Origin of the sequence: Catenovulum adriaticum (genome assembly GCF_026725475.1) — a bacterium.
GTDB classification, from domain to species: Bacteria; Pseudomonadota; Gammaproteobacteria; order Enterobacterales; family Alteromonadaceae; genus Catenovulum; species Catenovulum adriaticum.
Window position 1 is genome coordinate 81,622 of record NZ_CP109966.1, and the last position, 21,055, is coordinate 102,676.

A 21,055-nucleotide genomic window follows, 5' to 3' on the forward strand; every position below is an offset into this window, starting at 1 on the left:
AAGGTAGGTTTTATGTTATTACATACAGGTAAGGATAAATTTGCCTTATTAATACTAAGACTATTTCAACGTTTTGGCTATTATTCTTGCCTAATTCTGTTTTGTCTGACCGGAATAGGGTGTTCTGATTCTACAAATTCGTCGAGTCAGGTTGAACTTCCCAAATTGGTAAACTTTAATTGGCACATCAGACCCGTATTATCAGATAACTGTTTTGGTTGTCATGGCGGTGCGGATAATCCTGCCGCGGGTTTGCAGTTAGATTTATTTTCAACAGCAACGGCTGAATTAGTTGAGTCACCTGGAAAGTATGCAATTGTGCCTGGCAAGCCACAAGAAAGTGAAATAATTCGCCGAATGTCATCCACTGATGAAAATCTAGTTATGCCACCTTCAGACGCGCATTCAACCATTACTGACTATGAAATCGCTTTAGTCAGCAAATGGATAGAACAGGGGGCAGAGTACAAAAAACATTGGGCATTTGAGCCTCTGTCTACTCCAGCTATCGTTGAAGAAGCAACACCTTCAGCAACAATCGATACTTTAATTCAGACAACTTTAGCAAATAAAGGGCTAACCCAACAACCTGAAGCAGATAAAACATCATTAATCAGACGCGTTTCGTTCGACCTGACTGGGTTGCCGCCATCGCTTTCTGATGTTGATCAATTTGTAGCAGACAATAGCGATAAATCCTACGCACAATTGGTGGAACGTTTGTTAAGTTCGCCACAATATGGTGAGCGTATGGCAGCAGACTGGTTAGAGTTAGCCAGGTATGCAGATTCTGATGGGTATCTAGATGATAAACACCGCCAAGTTCACCCTTGGCGAGATTGGGTTATCGAAGCATTTAATACCAATATGTCATATAAAGATTTTGCCACTTACCAGTTAGCGGGTGACTTATTGCCAAATGCAAACAAAGATCAAGTATTAGCGACAGCATTTAATCGTTTACACAAAAAGAACTCAGAAGCGGGTATCGATTTTGAGCAGTACAGAATGGAATACGTTGCAGATCGTACCGATACTTTTGGCACTGCATTTTTAGGTATGACGGTAGGATGTGCGCGCTGCCACGACCACAAATACGATCCCATTTCACATATTGATTATTATTCAATTTCGGCGTTTTTTAATAGTACGAACGAATTAGGTACCGCGGTTTATGGGCCAGACCAAACGCCAGGTCCGAGTTTATTGTTAACAACAGATGAGCAAGACCAACAAATTGTACTATTGGAACAGTCCATTGCTAAATTAGAAAATGAAGTTGCGTCACTTTCTGAAAATCAGCAACAACAAGGATCAACGCATCAAATTGACCAACATAAAAAAGCAGATTTGACCGCATATTATAGCTTTGACACAGCTCAGGTAAACAGAGAACAAGATGCGAAAGAAGAAGCCTTAAGCCCGAACACAATAGATACTAAACAGCCAGCAAAACTGAAAGAACCTATTTGGGTGGATGGTTATAAAGGTAAAGGCTTTGAATATAGCGACTATAACTACGCTAAACTCGACCCTAAAGTCGCAGATTTTGAACGTACACAAGCATTTAGTGTTGAGTTTTGGTTAAAACCGGCAAAAAGTTATGATGACAACGCAATTTTTGTTCACGCTGAGTCACTCCGACTTGGTTTTAAAGGATATTCATTGCATTTAGTCGACGGAAACAAGCTTAAATTTATTATGGCACACTCATGGCCAACCAACGCAATTCAGCTTACAACCACAAACTCTGTGCCTGTAAATGAATGGTCACATATTGCATTTACTTACGATGGCTCATCGAAAGCAAACGGTTTAAGTTTATATGTTAATGGTCAACGCCAAAGTGTATCTAATGATATAGATAACCTCTATCGTACGATTAAATTTATTCCAGACATTCACACCTACGGCTTTGATGGGTTTGTATTAGGTCAAAAACATCAAATTAGCCCAATTAAAGGGAGTACGGTTGATGAAATTAAAATTTACCAACGCCAACTGGCTGAATTAGAAGTATTACAGAGTGCCAAACCTAAAGCATTACAAACGCTAGCACATGCTCAGCGCCAGAACTTAGAGCAACAGCATAATTTGCTTACTTCTAACAGCTACCTAGCGTTACAAGCTGAGTTGTACAAGCTTAGAGAAGAAATTAATAAAATAAAATCTACTGCGCCAGAAATTATGGTTATGGGCGATTTACCTGAGCCTAGAGACACATTCCGCCTAGATCGTGGTGCATTTAACCAACCAAAAGAACAAGTGTTTCCCAATACACCTGAGGCAATCTTAGGCTTTGATGAAAGTTTACCTAAAAATCGAATTGGTTTAGCGCAGTGGTTGTTTAATGAAGAAAATCCTCTAACTGCACGTGTATTTGTAAACCGTATTTGGCAAATGCATTTTGGTCGTGGTTTGGTTGCTACATCTAACAACTTTGGAAGCCAAGGGGATTTACCAACCTATCCGGCTGTTTTGGACTATCTGGCCAATTACTTTAGAGAGTCAGGTTGGGACATCAAGGAGTTGCACCGAGTCATTGTAAATACCCAGACTTACAAGCAGTCATCAAAAGCCCCGGTAGAGCAAATTGAAAATGATCCGCAAAATATTTGGTTAGCCAGAGGACCTGGGTCTAGGCTAACTGCTGAAATGATTCGTGATAATGCGCTCGCTATCAGCGGCTTGTTGGTTGACAAGATAGGTGGCCCAAGCGTGTACCCATATCAACCAGACGGGTTATGGGATTCTTTAACGGATAAACATTGGCGCTATAAATATCCGTCAGCACAAGAATCAGGTGAAGGTTTGTATCGACGCAGTATTTATACCTTTGTAAAACGTTCATCACCACCACCGTCTATGTCAATTTTTGATGCCGGTGGGCGTGAGCAATGCAAAGTGTCTCGCATGACAACCAGTACCCCTTTGCAAGCCTTAACCTTGCTAAACGATACTCAGTTTGTAGAAGCGGCGCGAGTATTGGCAGAAAAATCATTGACGCAGGGACAATCTATTAATCAGCAAATAGAGTTTATATTCCGCAATGCAACCAGTCGGGAACCGAGCGTGGCAGAACGTACAAGATTACGCCAGTTGTATCGGCAAGAGTTAGCGAGGTTTGAAGCAGAGCAACAATCCGCTGAAGCACTTGTTGCTGTCGGTGAACACCCAGTACAAGAAGACTTAGATACGATAAGCACCGCAGCGCTCAGTATTGTCGCAAGTGCTGTTATGAACACAGACGAAGCCTTTAGCAAACGGTAGAACCTTATGAATAAACTAAATTTTGAACAAAACGTTTTTAATCAGTTAAGTCGACGTTCTTTTTTGAAAAAAACCAGTTTAGGGCTAGGTACTATCGCCCTAAATTCGATGCTTAATCCAAGTGCACTTGCGGCAAATCCTCTAAACGGTTTACTTGGCAGTGGCCATTTTCCAGCTAAAGCAAAAAGGGTAATTTTTTTGTGCCAAGCTGGTGGTCCTTCTCAGTTGGAATCTTTCGACTATAAACCTAAGTTGGTCGATTTGCACGGCCAGGAAATTCCGCCTGAAGTGATGGGGACGCAGCAAGTCAGTGGCATGGTCGCATCACAAACAACATTCCCGCTAGTAAAATCAGCGTTTGATTTTTACCAGTATGGGGAGAGTGGCGCTTGGGTTTCAGAGTTATTTCCACATACCGCGAAAATGGTTGATGATTTATGTTTTATTAAATCTATGCAATCAGATCAAATTAACCATGAGCCAGCAGTCATGTTATTGCAAACCGGCTTTCAGCTAAACGGCCGGCCGTCTATTGGCTCTTGGGTGAATTATGGCTTAGGTAGCGATAATAATAATTTACCTGGTTTTGTCACTATGGTTTCAAAAGGAAAATCACCAAGCCAGCCGATTAGTGCTGCCGCATGGAGCAATGGTTTTTTACCATCACACCACCAAGGTGTTCAATTCCGCTCGGGTAAAGACCCAGTGTTGTATCTTAATAACCCCGAAGGTGTGGATATGCGTTCTCGGCGAAACGCACTTGATGCGATTGTGGATTTAAATAAGATGCAGCAAGAAAAATGGATGGATCCAGCTATTAGTTCGAAGATAGCGGACTATGAAATGGCTTACCGAATGCAGATGTCAGTGCCTGAAGTAGTTGATTTGTCGAAAGAGCCTGACTACATATTTGATATGTATGGTGAAGACGCTCGTACACCGGGCACATACGCAGCCAACTGTTTATTAGCTCGGCGACTCGCTGAACAGGATGTTAAGTTCATCCAACTATACCACACAGGCTGGGATCACCATGGTGACTTACCTAAACATATGAAAACGCAAGCCAAAGAAACCGATCAAGCCTCAGCCGCACTAATACAAGATTTAAAAATGCGTGGCATGTTAGACGATACTTTAGTTATTTGGGGCGGTGAGTTTGGTCGTACTTCTTTTTCGCAAGGGCAATTAACCGCAACCAGTTATGGTCGAGATCATCACATTAAAGCTTTCACTTATTGGATGGCAGGCGGTGGTGTCAAACCAGGGTTTAGCTATGGCGAAACCGATGACTACAGTTATAACGTTGTTAAAGACCCTGTGCACATATACGACTTTCAAGCAACCTTGTTGCATTTATTGGGGATAGACCACACCAAACTAACCTACAAGTTTCAAGGACGTCGATTCCGCTTAACCGAAGTCCACGGCCATGTTGTTAAGTCTATTTTGGCTTAATTGAGGAGACGTAATGTGAGCAATATTAAACGCAGAGAGTTTATTGTAGGAATTGGTGTGGTACTTGGAACGGGTTTAATTTCAGGATGTGTATCTACGACGAGAGGCGTCCTGCAGTCAAGCTTGGATAAAGACAAGCGCACGCTTGACGATTTTCATGGGCAAGTCATTGGTCACGGGCATTATAAATATCGAGTGAATACTAGATGGAGTCAAGCGGATCCAAAGGTTACTCCAGTCAAAAATTGCCATGAAATGGTAATGGATAAACAACAACGATTGATATTATTAACTGACCATAGTGCAAATAATATCATCATTTACAACTCATCAGGACAGGTAACAGAACATTGGACGCTTGACATGCCGGGCGCCCACGGATTAACCATAAATGAAGAAAATGGTGATGAATATTTATACATTTGCTGTTTTGAAACGGGTAGAGTGGTGAAAACAGACCTGAACGGCAAAATTGTTTTAGAACTAGCACATCCAAAAGACCTGGGTATTTATCCAAGTTGTGATCCTTACAAACCAACCGAAACAGCTGTCGCACCCAACGGTGATATCTACGTAGCCGATGGGTATGGTTCACAATGGATTTTACAGTACAACGCCAAAGGTGAATTTATTCGAAAGTTTGGTGGTAAAAGTGTTCGCGAAGGTTATTTTCTGCAAGTCCATGGTGTTACATTAGATACGAGAGATCCCAACAACCCACAGCTTATTTGTACCGCCCGCATTAAAAATGCCTTCAAATTTTATACCTTAGATGGGAAATATATTCGCACTTTGTATTTACCAGGCGCATTAGTTAGCCGCGCGGTTATAGACGATGGCATGATCTACACAGGTGTTTGTTTTTCAAGTGACAATACTTACGGTGTAGAACGTAATACCGGTTTTGTCATGGTCATAGATGAAAACGAAAAAGTTGTTTCAAACCCAGGCGGCACAAAACCGGATTATGTAAATGGCAAGCCTATCAGAATGGTTCAAGAATTACCTGTATTCAAACATCCTCATGATGTATGTGTTGATCAACAGAAGAACCTTTTTATACCTCAATGGAATGCAGATCAAACTTATCCAGTTAAATTAGAGAGAGTGTAGAGCAGTGCAAGAGTTTATTTATTTTTTAGGCCGTTTTCACGTATTGGCTTTGCATGTTCCTTTTGGGGTATTGTTTGCGGCGATTCTTTTCGACTGTGTTAGCCGCTATTTTAACACTGATGACAGTAAAGTAAGTTTTTATCGTGCAACGACTTTGCTGTGGGGATTTGGGTTTATCAGCGCTTTAGCAGCTATTATACTGGGTTATTTTCACTCAATGGAACCAGGATTTGGTGGACAGAGTGTTAGCTTACACATGTGGAGCGCTATTGCACTAGCCTGTGTGGTATTTGTTATATTTTTACGCCGCTTATTTAGCAAACCTTTAAGTATACTGAAGTCAGAAATAGCTGGATTTAACTTCGCCGTATTGGTGATGTTAGTCTTGACCGGCCATTATGGTGGCAACATTACCCATGGTGAAACCTATTTAACCGACTATGCACCAGCACCGTTAAAAAGTGTTTTAGGTATCAAAGACATAGATCAAGTCACTGCAGAGTTATCAATAGACCAACTAGAAACATTTAATCATGTAGTACAACCCATGTTACAGAGTAAGTGTGCCAGTTGCCATAACAACGATAAGCGTAAAGGTCAGTTATCACTTGCAAGTTACGAACAAATTGTTAAAGGTGGCAAAAATGGGTCTGGAGTTACCGCGAATGACCTTTCAAAAAGTGAGATATATCAACGAATAATATTGCCACCTGAGCATAAACTATATATGCCTAAATCAGGCAAAAAACCATTTACCGAAGATGAAATTAAAGTATTTGCTTGGTGGGTAAAGCAAGGCGCACCTCAAACAGAGAAAGTCATCGATATGAATCCAACGGATGATGTTTTAAATTTGATAAAGCAAATAACGGGTGTGGATAGCGAGCAAGCACCACAATTGCCTACCATGTCGTTTGATGAAAATAAAATTGCGGAAAACGGCTTTTACTATCGCCAAGTTGCACAAGGTAATCCTTTACTAAAACTCAGTTTTTCAACATTTAAACATGCATTTGGTCCAGAGCAGATAGCGCTCCTTTCTTCAATTGCACCCTACGTATATTCACTAGAGTTACGTAAAGCAGAGATCAACGATGATATATTGCAACAACTACCTGTGATGGAAAACCTGCAAGTTTTAAATTTAGCTGAAAACCCAATTCAAGGGACGGGTTTATACCACTTACAAAAGTTTAAAAGTTTAAAAGTGCTTAATTTATTTGCAACGCAGATAACCAAAGACAGTAGTGAAGTGTTGGCGAATATGAAGGCTTTGAAAAAAGTATACATATGGCAAACACCTATGTACGAAGCAGTAGGTGAATACGCTGTTTACGCCAATTAAACGAAGGGAGTTGCTCGTGAAGAAGTTTATTACTTAGAACAATTAAGTGACCAGTGACCAGTGACCATTTAAATCCAATTCAAACTGCGTCGTTGACTGATTTTATTATCTTTAACGGTTAATTAGCTGTACATAAGTCATTATTAACTTATTTACATTAACAACTCGTGCATAATTTTTTAAGTTTATTTTCAGCTTTTAGTTAACCACAGATGCAACTGGTAACTTTAGATTTATTAATGATGGCTAATAGGAGTAACCTATGCTCAACATGTTAGCGCGAAACGCCAATAAAGTTTTAAAAAATAACTCAGCTTGTTTATTAATAGCATTGTTGAGTTTTGGTGTAATTTCGTGCACAGATACAAAACCAACCTCTTTACCCCAAAGCACAAAAGTAGAGCACTTAGTGCAGTCTTATATAACAACGACAAATACAAATGGAACTGCATTTCCAATAGTTAGCAAAGATGGTGTTACACCACTTTGGGTGAGCTCGCAAGATTATAGCGGGGTGCTTAAAGTTGCCGAACATTTGCAGGCAGACATAAAACGCGTAACTGGTAAAAAAAGCGTAATTGTTCAAGACAAGGCGTCTGGAAAAACTGGCATTATCATAGGTACCATTGGTAAAAATCCGCTAATCGACCAGTTAATTGCTAGTGGCAAAATAGATGCGAGCCAAGTCGCTGGTAAATGGGATACCTATGCGTTACAAACGGTTGATAACCCTACCAGCGATATCGCTCAAGCTTTGGTGATTTTTGGTAGTAATAAGCGTGGCACTATTTATGGCATGTATGATTTGTCACGCAATATGGGGGTCTCGCCTTGGTATTGGTGGGCAGATGCGCCTATTCAAAAAAAACATAACGTATACGTAAAACCCGGCTTCTACACAGCTGGCGAGCCTAAAGTAAAATATCGCGGTATCTTTATAAATGATGAAAATCCATCTTTAACCAATTGGGTGGTTGAAAATTACGGAAGTTATAACCACAAATTTTACGATAAGGTTTATGAACTTATATTAAGAAATCGTGGTAATTTTTTATGGCCGGCAATGTGGCCTGGCCCACGAGAAATATCAGCTCATGCTTTTTTTGCAGATGACCCAATGAATCATAAATTGGCCGACGAATATGGAGTCGTTATTTCAACAACTCATCACGAGCCTATGATGCGTGCTGCAGATGAGTGGTATCGAGGTGATTTTGGCCCTTGGGACTACAAAACCAATAAAGATTTTTTTCAAGAGTATTGGCGCGGTGGTATCGAACGCATGGGTGACTACGAAAGTGTTGTTACAGTAGGTATGCGTGGTGACGGAGACACAGCGTTACCTGGTGGCACTCAAGTTGAACTTATGCAAAGTATTATTCGAGACCAACGTGAAATTATTGAAGATGTAACAGGAAAACCAGCAGAAAAAACGCCACAAGTTTGGGCTATTTATAAAGAGATGCAAGACTACTGGGATAAAGGCACACGGGTAGCTGAAGATATTACAATTTTGTTTTGTGATGATAACTGGGGTAATATTAAGAGTTTACCCAAAAAGTCAGACTTAGCGCGTTCGGGCGGTTTTGGTATATATTATCACTTTGATTATGTTGGGGGGCCTAAATCTTACAAATGGGCGAATGTAACGCAAATCGAAAAAGTTTGGGAGCAAATGAACCTTGCTTATGAACACGGTGCTAATGAAATTTGGGTAGTGAATGTTGGTGATATTAAACCACATGAGTTGCCGACCAGTTTCTTTTTGGATTTTGCTTGGAACCCTGAAAAAATTCGCCAGGACGATTTGCCTGATTATTATGTACAGTGGGCCACAGAGCAATTTGGTTCGGAACATGCTTCAGAAATTGCAAACATTTTAGCGCTATATACTAAGTTTAACGCTCGTCGGACACCTGAAATGATAGATGCCACAACCTATAGCGTTGAGCATTATCGTGAAGCTGAGCGCATTACCAATGAATATAATGAATTGTTAGCGCAAGCTAAAACCCTATTCAACAAACTTCCAAAAAGCCACCGCTCAAGTTTTTACCAATTGGTATTGTTTCCAGTTGAGTCCGCTGCTAATTTAAATGAAATGTATGTAGCTGCTGCAAAGAACAAATTTTACATTGACCGTGGTGCTTCTCGCTCAGCAAACGCTTACGCAGACAAAACTAAAGCTTTATTTTACAAAGATGAAGCGTTGCACGAATATTTCCACAATGAACTGGAAGATGGCAAGTGGAATCACATGATGGCACAAACGCATATAGGCCATCCTCATTGGTATTCTCCGTCAATCAATAGCATGCCAGCTGTTCAGTATGCTCACACCACGGGTAAAGCTGCTGATATTGGTTTTCACGTAGAGTATGGCACCATATATCACTTTGGTGGTGTGCGTTTTGACGGTTTAAAGTGGCATTATCACAACCGTTTACCACAATTTGATCCAGTAAATGATCAGAGCTACTTCATTGAAGTATTCAACAAAGGCGCTGAAGATTTATCCTACAAGCTTGAGCCTCAACATCCATGGGTAAAACTAACTAAGTCGCAAGGTACAATCGCCACCGATGAAAAAGTGTATGTATCAATCGATTGGAAGCAAGCACCTCAAGGACTTGAGGTTGGTGAGGTTTTATTGTCTGGTGCTGGAGTTGAATACACAATTTTAGTGCCGATTCGAAACGAAATGCCAAAAGGTAAAGGTTTTATTGAAAACAACGGTGTTGTATCGATTGAAGCTGCACATTATCAACGCGCACAAGGCAAAAATAACATTAAATGGATCACCATTCCAAACTATGGTCGTACCGATTCTGCAGTAACCGTTTCACCCAGTACAGCCGATACGCAAAGTTTGAATGCATCAACACCGCATTTGCAGTATACCTTTACCTTATTTGATAACACGGATATCAAACTAGACACTTATCTAGCACCTACTTACAACTTTAAACGTGGTGAAGGACTTAAGTTTGCAGTCTCCATTGATGATAAAAAACCACAAATTGTAAATATGCATGAGACCGAAGGCGTTTGGGGTAAAAGAGCAGGGGATCACGCTGCAATTGAAACGACAGAGCATAAAAGTCTTAAAGCAGGTGAACACACATTAAAAATATGGATGATTGATGCAGGCGTCGTATTCCAGAAATTCGTCTTAGATACAGGTGGCATTAAAACACATGAGGTCAAATCTAAAGGCGTATTTGACAGTCCGATCACAAATAAAGGCGGGCTAAAACCCAGCTATCTCGGCCCACCTATGAGTCATTATGAAAATTAGTTTTGTTTTATAATTAGAATCAATTTTAAAACCTGTTAGGTAGGCAAAAACCAATCTAACAGGTTGTTTTTGTTTCTTGAACCATCCTACATTACAAAAAAGTTGTTATTGTTATATTGACTATATTTTACGGGGGTGTTAGCATTTTGTAACAATACGAAATGGAGCACAATATGTTTGTCAAACTCAACTGGGTGGTTTTACTCTTTAGCATTTCGCTCTGCTCATATGCGAGTTCTAGCATCGAATTAGAGCTAGAATCATATTCTGATCAAGCGTTATTCCCGCCTTTTACAATTGAATTCGACAGTTCAGCCTCAAATCAAGCTTATGTAATTTGGCCAGACCAGTCGAACAGCGCTTTTGTATCACCATCTGACGACTCAGCAGGGCAAATAGCCATCCCTTTTAATTTAACTGAAACGGCTGATGTAACATTTCAATTACGGGCAGATATGGTAGGGGCAAATAATGATTCGATTTTTTATCGTTTAGATTCAGCTCCTTGGAGCACAAAAAACAACATTGCGACCTCAGGATGGCAAGATATCAATGTGCAAACATTCAGCAATGTATCTAGCGGTCATCATGTATTATACCTCTCCAGGCGTGAAGACGGTGCTAAATTAGATAGCGTTAACTTGCAAGTCAGTGCGGGTTCCATACATTCAGAAAGTAGTATAACGGTTGAGTTAGAGGCATTTAGTTGGCAAAGTAACTTTGCACCATTTGAAGCTCAGACTGATTCGAACGGTGGTGTAGAATATGTCGTTTGGCCCAATGGCAATCATGATGCTTTTTTAACGCCGACTAACAACTCTGCGGGTCAAATCGCCGTTACTTTTTCTCTATCGGCGGCTGCAGATGTCGCCTTGTCTATCAATGCAGATTTGCCGAATGCAAGTGATGATTCATTTTTTTACAAATTAAACAATGAGAATTGGCATACACAAAATAACTTGCGTACGATTGGTTGGCAGACATTCCCCTTACAAACATTTTCTAATGTATCCGCGGGCACACATACAGTGTATTTCTCAATTAGAGAAGACGGTGCAAAGCTTGATAACATTAGGTTAAATGCAACTAAAGGATTGGTAAAATTAGTTGAAACACGCGTAATTACCCGTAACCCACTGCGACGCAACTTATCGCCGACTAGCCCAATGTATCTAGTTCATGTTTCATACAATGTCGACGATGAACCTTTGGAGGTTATCGACGCCATACCTGCTGATATTCGCCCTTATGTAGTACTAAACCTCAACCCTGCTGGAACAGAAATAGGCAGCAATGAAGGATATGAGTTGATGAAGAAATGGCTTGAAGTAGCTTTACAACATGACATGTGGGCTATGGTTCAACCATCTGCGGGTATTAGAAATAGAATGGATGATATGTCTACCGTTCTATATGAAAAACTCTATCAAGATTTCCCAAATTTAATTGGTTATAACTGGTCCGAGCAAACTTGGGGATATGATGAACAAAGCTTTTATCAAAGATTAAACCTACTAGCCGATTTAATCGAAATCAGTGCTGAATATGGCGGTTTTATCTATATCAATGATGCGATGTCTATTTCGCAACCGGGATGGAACACCATAGCCAAATTTAAAAAGCATCCTAGGTTTTTAACAGCCAGTAAAAGCTACAGTAAAAATGTTATTTACGGAAATAAAACGACACACGGTTGGGGTTATTTTGACAATGAAAGCATGGCTCTTGGCGCGTTTTTAGGTGGATATGCTGACCATTACGCCATTCGATACGACCAATATTCATGGGTCTGGTCAGGTAAAGCCAAATTGTTTGGTGAAGAGGGAAGTCGTGAAGAAATGGAGCAGTTTGGTAGTTTAACTTGGTTCACTTCACCTGAAGCTTTAATGGGAACGCATATAGCCGAACATTTAATGCTAACTGGTGCAACTGTAATTGACGGACCTGAAGTTGAGTGGGCTTCTGCAATTTTTAGAGGTGAACAAACGCCTAACTTCAAAAATGTAATGGTGGATGTTTTGCGCAAAGTTATTGACGGTACAATTGTAATACCTAGTCGGCAAGACGTTGCTGCGCGAACAAAAGTTGCGTTGATTAGTGACGGTAATCAAAATAACACACCAGAAGATTTATACACTGGTTTATACCTGATGGATAACGATGGTGAACATAAGTACAATCGTCACTGGCTTAAGAAAACAGGACGTTTTCCAACCATACCGTATCTAGTGGACCCACCCACTAATAGCGAACAATATGAACGTGTGGTTAAGCAATCGGATTATCAAAATATATGGGCTTCAGAAACCGATAAAATTGCTGTGTTCGAAGCTCTGTTTCCGCAAATTTCAAGCGGTGATATGTTTATCGCCAATGTCGAAAACAACTGGTTAGCTTACAACCCAAATATAAATGAAGATCGTTCAACAAACGGTTCGTTTAACCTAGCTTACAATAGTTGTTCGTCTGTTGATTTAACATTTGCGCCGCATACTTTTGCAGTTATTCAAGAACAAACCTCTTCGTTAAATGTTTATTTAAACAATTACCGCACGGACAAGCGCCAATTATGGGATGAGTATCCTGAAGGTTTTAGTAGCTGGCGTTTGCAAAATTATGTTTTACCAGACTTTATTTTATCACCAACCGATGAGACATTGCGTCAAAGTACGATCGTCTTATATGGATGCGATAGCTTGCCTCAGGTGCACCTACTCGAGCGAGGAGAGCATCAAGCGAGTACACTAGACATCGCAGAAGACAAGGGTACTGTGACTCTGACCATTCAACATAATGGCCCTATTGATCTAATGATCAATGATGCTTTTGGTAACAATGCTAATAGAAAAACCCCACCTGCTACAGTAAAAATGCGTCGCCCTTATTCACCATCCATAGCAATGCCTCGCTCGATCTCAGGAGATCCTGACAACGATGGCGTTGATAATTTAGCAGACACTGATGACGATGGTGACGGGGTCGCCGATTCGAACGATTATCTTCCGCTCAATCCAGTAATTGGCGTATTGGGTGATTTTGATGGCGACCAAGATGTAGATGCAATGGATATCCGCATATTTAGCATATCAGTCCGAACTGAAGAATTGCATTCTGCTTATGACTTAAATCAAGACGGCGTCGTTAATCGTCGCGATAGCCGATTTTTAACCCAACTATGTACCCATAACCGATGTGAGGTTCAATAATGAAAAGTATAATGCGTGCTGTCTGTTTTTATTCAATGTTGCTGTTTTCGTTCAGTGCATCAGCGAACTTAATTACTTTGATGCCAGATAAAACCAGTTACTCGGCAGGAGAGTCAATTAACCTAGAAATTTATTTAAACAACTCAAACCCCTCAATGTCATGGTTAGAGTTTGATGTTAACTTTAACGACTTTGATATTGCATTTAGTCACTTTGAAGAAACAAATGACGTTTTACTAAATTCAAGCTACTCAGATGCTTTTGATATGTTTGGTTTTGCGCCAGTAACAGTATTGGTTGAATTTAATTCAGACTGGACGAGTAACTTAACACCTTCGTTTAAATTAGGAACTGCGACTTTCACAAGCATTAATGCAAATAATGGCAACTTTTCATTAGGTTATTTAGATGTTCAGGATGACAACTATATGTCTATCGCACATCAATCTGTTGTTGTTTCTGAGCCTACCGTATGGTTGCTGTTTCTTGTATGTGGCGTATGGACAATTGTGCAAAGGTCTGCAGTAAAAAGCCTGCATCGTTAAATGGTATAGGTTATAGCTAGACTTTTACAAAAAACACAAACTTACACACAACACAAAGGTAATGATATGATAAAAAGATATATAGTAGCCGCGCTGTTATGGGTCCCGATGACAGCGTTGGCCAGCAGCTCAATAACGGTTGAATTGGAAAAGTTACAAAGCCAGAACAATTTTGCTCCTTTAGCCGTTCAAACCGATACTAATGCAGCAAACCAACAATATGTTGTCTGGCCAAATGCTGGAAATCAAGCACTCACCACACCAAATGACTCTGCAACCGGGCAAGTTGAAGTCACTTTTAATTTATCGGATTCGTCCGATTTGATTCTTCAAATGAGAGCGAATATGTCAAATAGTAGTGATGATTCATTCTACTATAAGTTGAATAATGGCAGTTGGAGCTATCTCAACAACACAACAACTAACGGATGGGAAAATTTACAAGTTGCCAGTTTTAATAATTTGGCGAGTGGTAATCACACATTGCGTATTTTACGCCGAGAAGATGGGACACAACTTGACAATATTACGTTAACCGCAGCAACGGGAATTGTAACTAATGTCAATGCCGAAAGCCTTGTATCTAATGACTTTCGTCGCCCATTATCACCACAAAGCCCTATGTACTTAGTGCACGTATCACTGAATGTCGGAGATGAACCTCAAGAAATAATTGATGCAATACCTGTAGATATGCGTCCTTATGTTGTGCTGAATTTAAATCCTGTCGGTACGACAGAAGGAACAACCGAAGGCTACTTACTAATGCGTGAGTGGTTGCAAGAATCATTGGATAACGATATGTGGGCTATGGTGCAACCCTCTTCCGGTATTCGCAATCGAATGGATAACTCAGACACGAGCAACTATGAAAAGCTCTATCAAGATTACCCAAATTTAATTGGCTACAATTGGTCAGAACAAACTTGGGGTTACGATACGAATACGTTTGCACAACGGTTAGACCTATTGTCTGACCTACTTGAATTAAGCGACCAATATGGTGGATTTGTCTATGTGAATGATGCTATGTCAATTTCTCAACCTGGATGGAATACCATTGCAAAATTTAAATCCCATCAAAGATTCAAAAATACAGCGCAACAGTATAGTGACCATTTTATTATCGGCAATAAAACAACCCATGGTTGGGGGTATTTCGACAATGAAAGTATGGCACTTGGTGCATTTTTAGCAGGATACGCAGATCATTACGCTATTCGATATGATCAGTATTCATGGGTTTGGTCAGGGAAAGGTCAATTATTTGGAGATGAGGGAACTCGCGAGGAAATGGAAGAATTTGGCAGTATAACCTGGTTTACTTCGCCGGAAGGCTTGATGGGGACACATATCGCTGAACATTTACTCCTAACAGGTGCAACGGTAATTGACGGCCCGGAAGTAGAATGGGCTTCTGGAATTTTCGAAGGGCAAGCGACGCCTAACTTTAACAATATAATGATTGATATATTACGCAAAGTTGTCGACGGTAATATTGTTATACCAACACGCAAGCAAGTTGCAGATCGAACCAAATTCGCATTGATCAGTGATGGTAGCGAAAATAATACACCAACATACTTGTATACAGGTTTGTACCGGATGAATAATGATGGTGAACATCAATCCAACCGACGTTGGTTAAAGAAAACCGGGCGGTACCCCACGATCCCTTACATGGTGGGCACACCAGCAGAAGCAAGCTCATATAGCTTAATTTTGGATCAGTCTGATTATTCGACGCAATGGAGCAGCCAAAGTGCTAAAGTTGCAGCTTTTGACAGTATGTTTCCAGCGGAATCGACAGGAGATATGTTTGTCTCGCGTGTAGGCAATAATTGGTTAGCTTACAATCCTTATATGAATACAAACGCAAATGCGACGGGTGAATTTAACTTAAAATACAACACTTGTAGTTCAATTGAAATGGACTACACGCCACATACATTCAGTGTAATAAAAGAAGCCGAACAATCCATTCGGATTTATCTAAATAACTATCGTACCGACAAAAGTGCACTTTGGGCTGAATATCCCGAAGGCTTTAGTAGTTGGCGATTACAAAATTACGTCTTGCCAGACTTTGTTGCCAATCCAACAGATTCAATATTAAGAACAAGTGAAATAATAATAAATGGCTGCAGCTCGCAACCTGATATCAAAGTTACAGAGCGCGGCACACATGATCCAAGTAACGTAACAACCAACTTCCAAAATGGTGAGTTCACCATAACAGTTGCGCATAATGGTCCAATAGATCTATTTGTATCACAAGCAACTGGTAATAACTCACGCCCGACAACGCCTGCAGACAGAGAAATATTAAAACCCGCTTCTCCTTCTGTTGTTACGCCTCAAGCTCAAGGCGTTTGGTTAGAGGCCGAATGTGGAATTTCCGGGTCACTCTGGACGTTACCTGCTAGCTCAACAGCTGCTCAGGGACGTTATGCAACTATAACAAGTGGTAATAATAGTGTCGCTAGTGCACCAACTACAGACGGACAAATTTCCTTACCGTTTAGCCTAACGGGTAGTGGTACTTATGATGTCTGGGCAAGAGTGAGAGCACCTTCAACAAGCGATGACTCATTTTGGTTCAAGTTCAACAGTGACAATTTCACGAGTTGGAATAATTTGGCAGTGGCGAATGAATGGACTTGGAAAAAGATGACAACTACAACTTTAGGTACAGGCAACCATAATTTAACCCTAGCTTATCGTGAAGATGGTGCTGATATAGATAAAGTATTTATCGGTACAGGTGCACCATATGGATATGGTGTGACTTCATCCAATACTTGTAATTAAACATTAAGTACAAAATTTTGTACTCAAATTAGGGGGGAATCTACCCCCTTAACTTCGCATATCAGTCTGCTTTTAGTGGAGTGGTATCTTTAGGCTCTGGATTATTCCGTACATTAAATTCAGAAATCGTTAATCAATCAAATACAATCCACCCAATAAATGACCAGCGGACACAAAAATAAAAAGTAAGCCCTATAAGATCATGAAATTAAATGCTTTTAAATGTTTTTAACGGTTAATTATCCGTATATAAATTGGAATTAACTTATTTTATTTAACAACTCATGGATAATTTTTATAAGTTTGTGAATAACACATTAGCTTGTTATTACAAGTCTTTTAAGTAGCTCGATAGGTTGATTCAACAACTCATCTTGAATTTTTTAGCACTGACAATTAGGAGTTACCTATGCTCAGTAATTTAGCGCGAAATATCCATAAAGTGGTAAAAGTCGGGTCAGCGTTTGTATTGGTATCTAGCCTAGCCTTAACGGCTTGCCAATCAACCAAGCAGTCAGACAACAAGCCAGTTGCCAAAGCAGTCACTAAAATAACGATTAACAACACGGGTAGAGAATATGTTACAACCACAGACACAACTGGGGCGTCTTTCCCACTCGTGTCAGAAGGCGTAGCCGCCAAAGTGTGGGTAAGTGATCAAGACCATCCTGGCGTATTGCGTATTGCCAATAACCTACAAACGGATATTAGTAAGGTAACAGGTGTTACTCCCCAACGGGTTGACTCTGAGCAATTGTCAGGCTCAGTCGTTATCATCGGCACAATTGGTCAAAGTTCAATCGTGGACAAGTTAATTTCACAAAATAAAATTGACGCTAGCCAAGTGAGTGGCCGATGGGACACCTACGCGTTACAAACTGTGGTAAACCCACTGCCTAATGTAGACAAGGCTTTGGTTATATTCGGCAGCAACAAGCGCGGTACTATGTATGGTATGTACGAGTTGTCAGAAAACATTGGCGTATCACCTTGGTATTGGTGGGCAGATGTACCGGTTAAAACCAGCGATAATTTATTTGTAAAACCGGGTTTCCACTTTTCGAAAGAACCCGTAGTTAAGTATAGAGGCATTTTCATTAACGATGACTGGGCGCTGATGCGTTGGGCTCAAGAAAAATTTGGTGGTTATAACGCCAAAATGTATGCCCATGTATATGACCTAATGTTACGTTTACGTGCCAACTACTTGTGGCCAGGGATGTTAGGAAAATCTATCTACCGAGACGATCCAGAAAGTGCGCGTTTGGCCAACGAACTAGGCATAGTGCTAGGTACATCTCACCACGAGCCTATGACTCGTGCGCATTCAGATTGGAGTCGAGGCAAAAAGAACTATGGCAACGCTGAGTGGGATTATTCAAGTAATGAAGAAGGTTTAAAAAAATTCTGGCGAGAGGGTATAGAGCGAAATAAAGACTACGAAGTGTTAATCACCATGGGCATGCGTGGTGATGGTGACACAGGTATGGAAGGTAATGTAGAAGACAATATGGCGATTATGGAAAAAATAGTTGCTGATCAACGTCAAATTATTGCCGAAGTTAAAGGCCAGCCTGCTGAAGAAGTGCCGCAAGTTTGGGCTCTGTATAAAGAAGTACAAAATTATTATGAACAGGGAATGAAAGTACCTGACGATGTTATTTTACTTTGGTGTGATGACAACTGGGGGAACTTACGTCGCATTCCTACAGCAGAAGAGCGCAAACGTCCGGGCGGTGCGGGCATTTATTATCACTTCGATTACCACGGCGCACCACGCTCTTACGAGTGGATAAATACTAACCCATTACCTAAAATTTGGGAGCAAATGAATTTAGCCTACGAATACAACGCTAATAAAATTTGGGTTGCAAATGTAGGTGATATTAAACCAATGGAAGTGCCCACGGAATTTTTCTTAAAAATGGCTTGGGATCCAAAAGCCATGAGCAAAGACAAACTCAATCAATTTTTAGTTGAGTGGGCAGAGCGTGAGTTTGGTCAAACTTATGCGGCACAAATAGCTGATATTGTTGCAAAATATGCTAAATACAATGCATGGCGCAAACCTGAATTATTATCTCCAAACACATTTAGTTTGGTCAATTATAAAGAAGCCGAGCGCGTTCAACAGGGTTGGAAAGCGATAACAGAACAGGCTGAAGCAATTTATAAAACTTTGCCTGAACAATATCGAGATGCGTTTTACCAACTTGTTTTGTACCCAACAAAAGCCAGCGGTAATCTAACAGATATGTATATAACAGCTGGTCGCAACTACTTGTATGCAAACCAAGGTCGGGCGAGCACTAACAATTTAGCAGAAACAGTTCAACAACAGTTTGCGTTAAACGAAAGTATGATCAATGAATATCACACCATTGCGAATGGCAAATGGAATCAGATGATGAGCTACCCATTTGTTGGTTATAAAAGTTGGAACGCACCTAAAAAAAATACCATGCCTGAATTAGTTACAATCAAGTTACCAAACGACGAAGTAATGGGGGTGTCAGTTGAAGGTACCGAGTTTGCTTGGCCGGAAATGTTAGAAAAAAATACCATTACATTTGAATTAGAAAATTTTGCCAACCAAACAAAATTTCCCCCTTTCACTGTAATTGAAGATTCTTCTGCATCTGGCGGTAAAGCGGTCGTTTGGCCAGAAAATAGTGCTGAGCTAGCTATGACTACACCATTGGATAATCAAGACGGTCAATTCCAATTCCACTTTGAATTATCCAAAGCAGCAAAAGTAAAATTCCAATTACGCGTCAGTGCGGCAAATACACACGACGATTCATTATTCTTTAAGCTTGATTCAGGCAAATGGTTGGTAAAAAACAACCTTAAAGCAAGCAGTGGTTACTTGACCTTAGATATGACGACCTTTAATCGTGTGTCGGCTGGTAAACATACTATCAGCATAATGCGACGTGAAGACGGTTTGAAATTAGATCGTGCATACTTAACTGCCTATGCAGGGGAAATTACAAGTGAACAAGCTCAACCTGGCGCAGTTGCTGAATTGCCAACGTATGATGCTATTAACCAACAAACGTACTGGATAGACGTATTTAAGCGTGGTAGTAGCGAGATCAAATACGACATCAGTGCAACTGAACCTTGGGTGAAACTATCTAAACCAACAACCAATGAATCAGGCGACAAGCGATATTGGGTGAACATCGACTGGGATAAAGCACCCATTGGTTCACATACAGCTAAAGTGATTGTGAAACAAAAAGGTGGCCAAACCGTCAGTGTGTTAGTTAATACCGTACGTTCGAAGAAATATACTAAAGAAGCTGTTAAAGCTCACGGTGGCTTAACTGGCCCTATAGTGTTTGCGGCTGAGTCGTATAGCAATCATGTTGCGAACAATGGCGTCTCGTGGCAAAAAATACCTGACTATGGACGAGGTGTGTCTGGCATGTCGGTTTTCCCTGCACTGTCTGAATCGGTCACACCGGGTAAAAACGCACCATTTATGGAATACGATGTACTTATTACTCAAGCAGGTACTTATACAGTTGATGTGGTCACGGGCATTGCGCTAAATGTGCAACCAGACAGAGGTGTAAGTTTTGCTGTTTCCTTTGACCAACAGGCACCTGTAATAGTTGACGCTTTTGCAGGGCAAGAATACAAAGACCCAAATGCACGTAAAGACAAATCTTCACCTGCTATTTTAAGCTGGTATGAATGGGTAAGAAATAATGCGCGTACCATGAGTAGTGAACATAAAATTGACAAGCCAGGCATACACAAACTTAAAGTTTGGATGATTGACCCTGGGGTTGTTATAGAAAAAATCATTATCCACCAAGGTGATGTGCAAACAAGCTACTTAGGCCCTGTTGTAAAACAGTAACTGTTAGGTGAAACGAGGTAAGGTAATTCATCTGCCTCGTTAGCCACTTTCTCCCACTCATTTAAAAACGTAAAAACACAGATTGCCCAATAATCTAATATTCATATTGACTATTAACCGATGTTAATATATTGT

9 protein-coding genes are annotated in these 21,055 nt (G+C 40.5%); all 9 read left to right on the plus strand.

The genetic code is table 11. From position 1 onward, the window contains the following. Positions 1 to 12: 12 nt before the first annotated feature. The 9 genes from OLW01_RS14290 (at position 13) to OLW01_RS14330 (ending at position 20,920) form a co-directional block, all read left to right on the plus strand. Positions 13 to 3,270: a DUF1553 domain-containing protein gene (locus OLW01_RS14290; protein WP_268076615.1), complete on the plus strand. Its 3,258-nt coding sequence runs from the start codon at positions 13 to 15 to the stop codon at positions 3,268 to 3,270. 6 nt (positions 3,271 to 3,276) lie between these two features. Further along, the gene (locus OLW01_RS14295; protein ID WP_268076616.1) at positions 3,277 to 4,728 is read left to right on the plus strand and encodes a DUF1501 domain-containing protein; all 1,452 of its coding nucleotides are present in this window, start codon (positions 3,277 to 3,279) and stop codon (positions 4,726 to 4,728) included. Between the two features lie 123 nt (positions 4,729 to 4,851). Further along, positions 4,852 to 5,841, plus strand: coding sequence for an NHL repeat-containing protein (locus OLW01_RS14300; RefSeq protein ID WP_268076617.1), 990 nt, complete (start codon positions 4,852 to 4,854; stop codon positions 5,839 to 5,841). A 4-nt stretch (positions 5,842 to 5,845) separates the two neighbouring features. Continuing rightward, positions 5,846 to 7,186: a c-type cytochrome domain-containing protein gene (locus OLW01_RS14305; RefSeq protein WP_268076618.1), complete on the plus strand. Its 1,341-nt coding sequence runs from the start codon at positions 5,846 to 5,848 to the stop codon at positions 7,184 to 7,186. A gap of 262 nt (positions 7,187 to 7,448) precedes the next feature. Beyond that, positions 7,449 to 10,484, plus strand: a complete 3,036-nt coding sequence (locus tag OLW01_RS14310; protein WP_268076619.1) for a glycosyl hydrolase 115 family protein — start codon at positions 7,449 to 7,451, stop codon at positions 10,482 to 10,484. Between the two features lie 173 nt (positions 10,485 to 10,657). Continuing rightward, positions 10,658 to 13,690, plus strand: a complete 3,033-nt coding sequence (locus OLW01_RS14315) for a glycosyl hydrolase family 98 C-terminal domain-containing protein (RefSeq protein WP_268076620.1) — start codon at positions 10,658 to 10,660, stop codon at positions 13,688 to 13,690. Then, the gene (locus OLW01_RS14320) at positions 13,690 to 14,235 is read left to right on the plus strand and encodes a hypothetical protein (RefSeq protein ID WP_268076621.1); all 546 of its coding nucleotides are present in this window, start codon (positions 13,690 to 13,692) and stop codon (positions 14,233 to 14,235) included. Before OLW01_RS14315 ends, OLW01_RS14320 begins: the two co-directional genes overlap by 1 nt. 66 nt (positions 14,236 to 14,301) lie before the next feature. Further along, on the plus strand, positions 14,302 to 17,046 hold the full coding sequence (locus tag OLW01_RS14325) for a glycosyl hydrolase family 98 C-terminal domain-containing protein (protein ID WP_268076622.1): 2,745 nt from the start codon (positions 14,302 to 14,304) through the stop codon (positions 17,044 to 17,046). A gap of 409 nt (positions 17,047 to 17,455) precedes the next feature. Then, a complete protein-coding gene (locus OLW01_RS14330) occupies positions 17,456 to 20,920 on the plus strand; it encodes a glycosyl hydrolase 115 family protein (RefSeq protein WP_268076623.1) in 3,465 nt (1,154 codons plus the stop codon). Positions 20,921 to 21,055 lie beyond the last annotated feature (135 nt).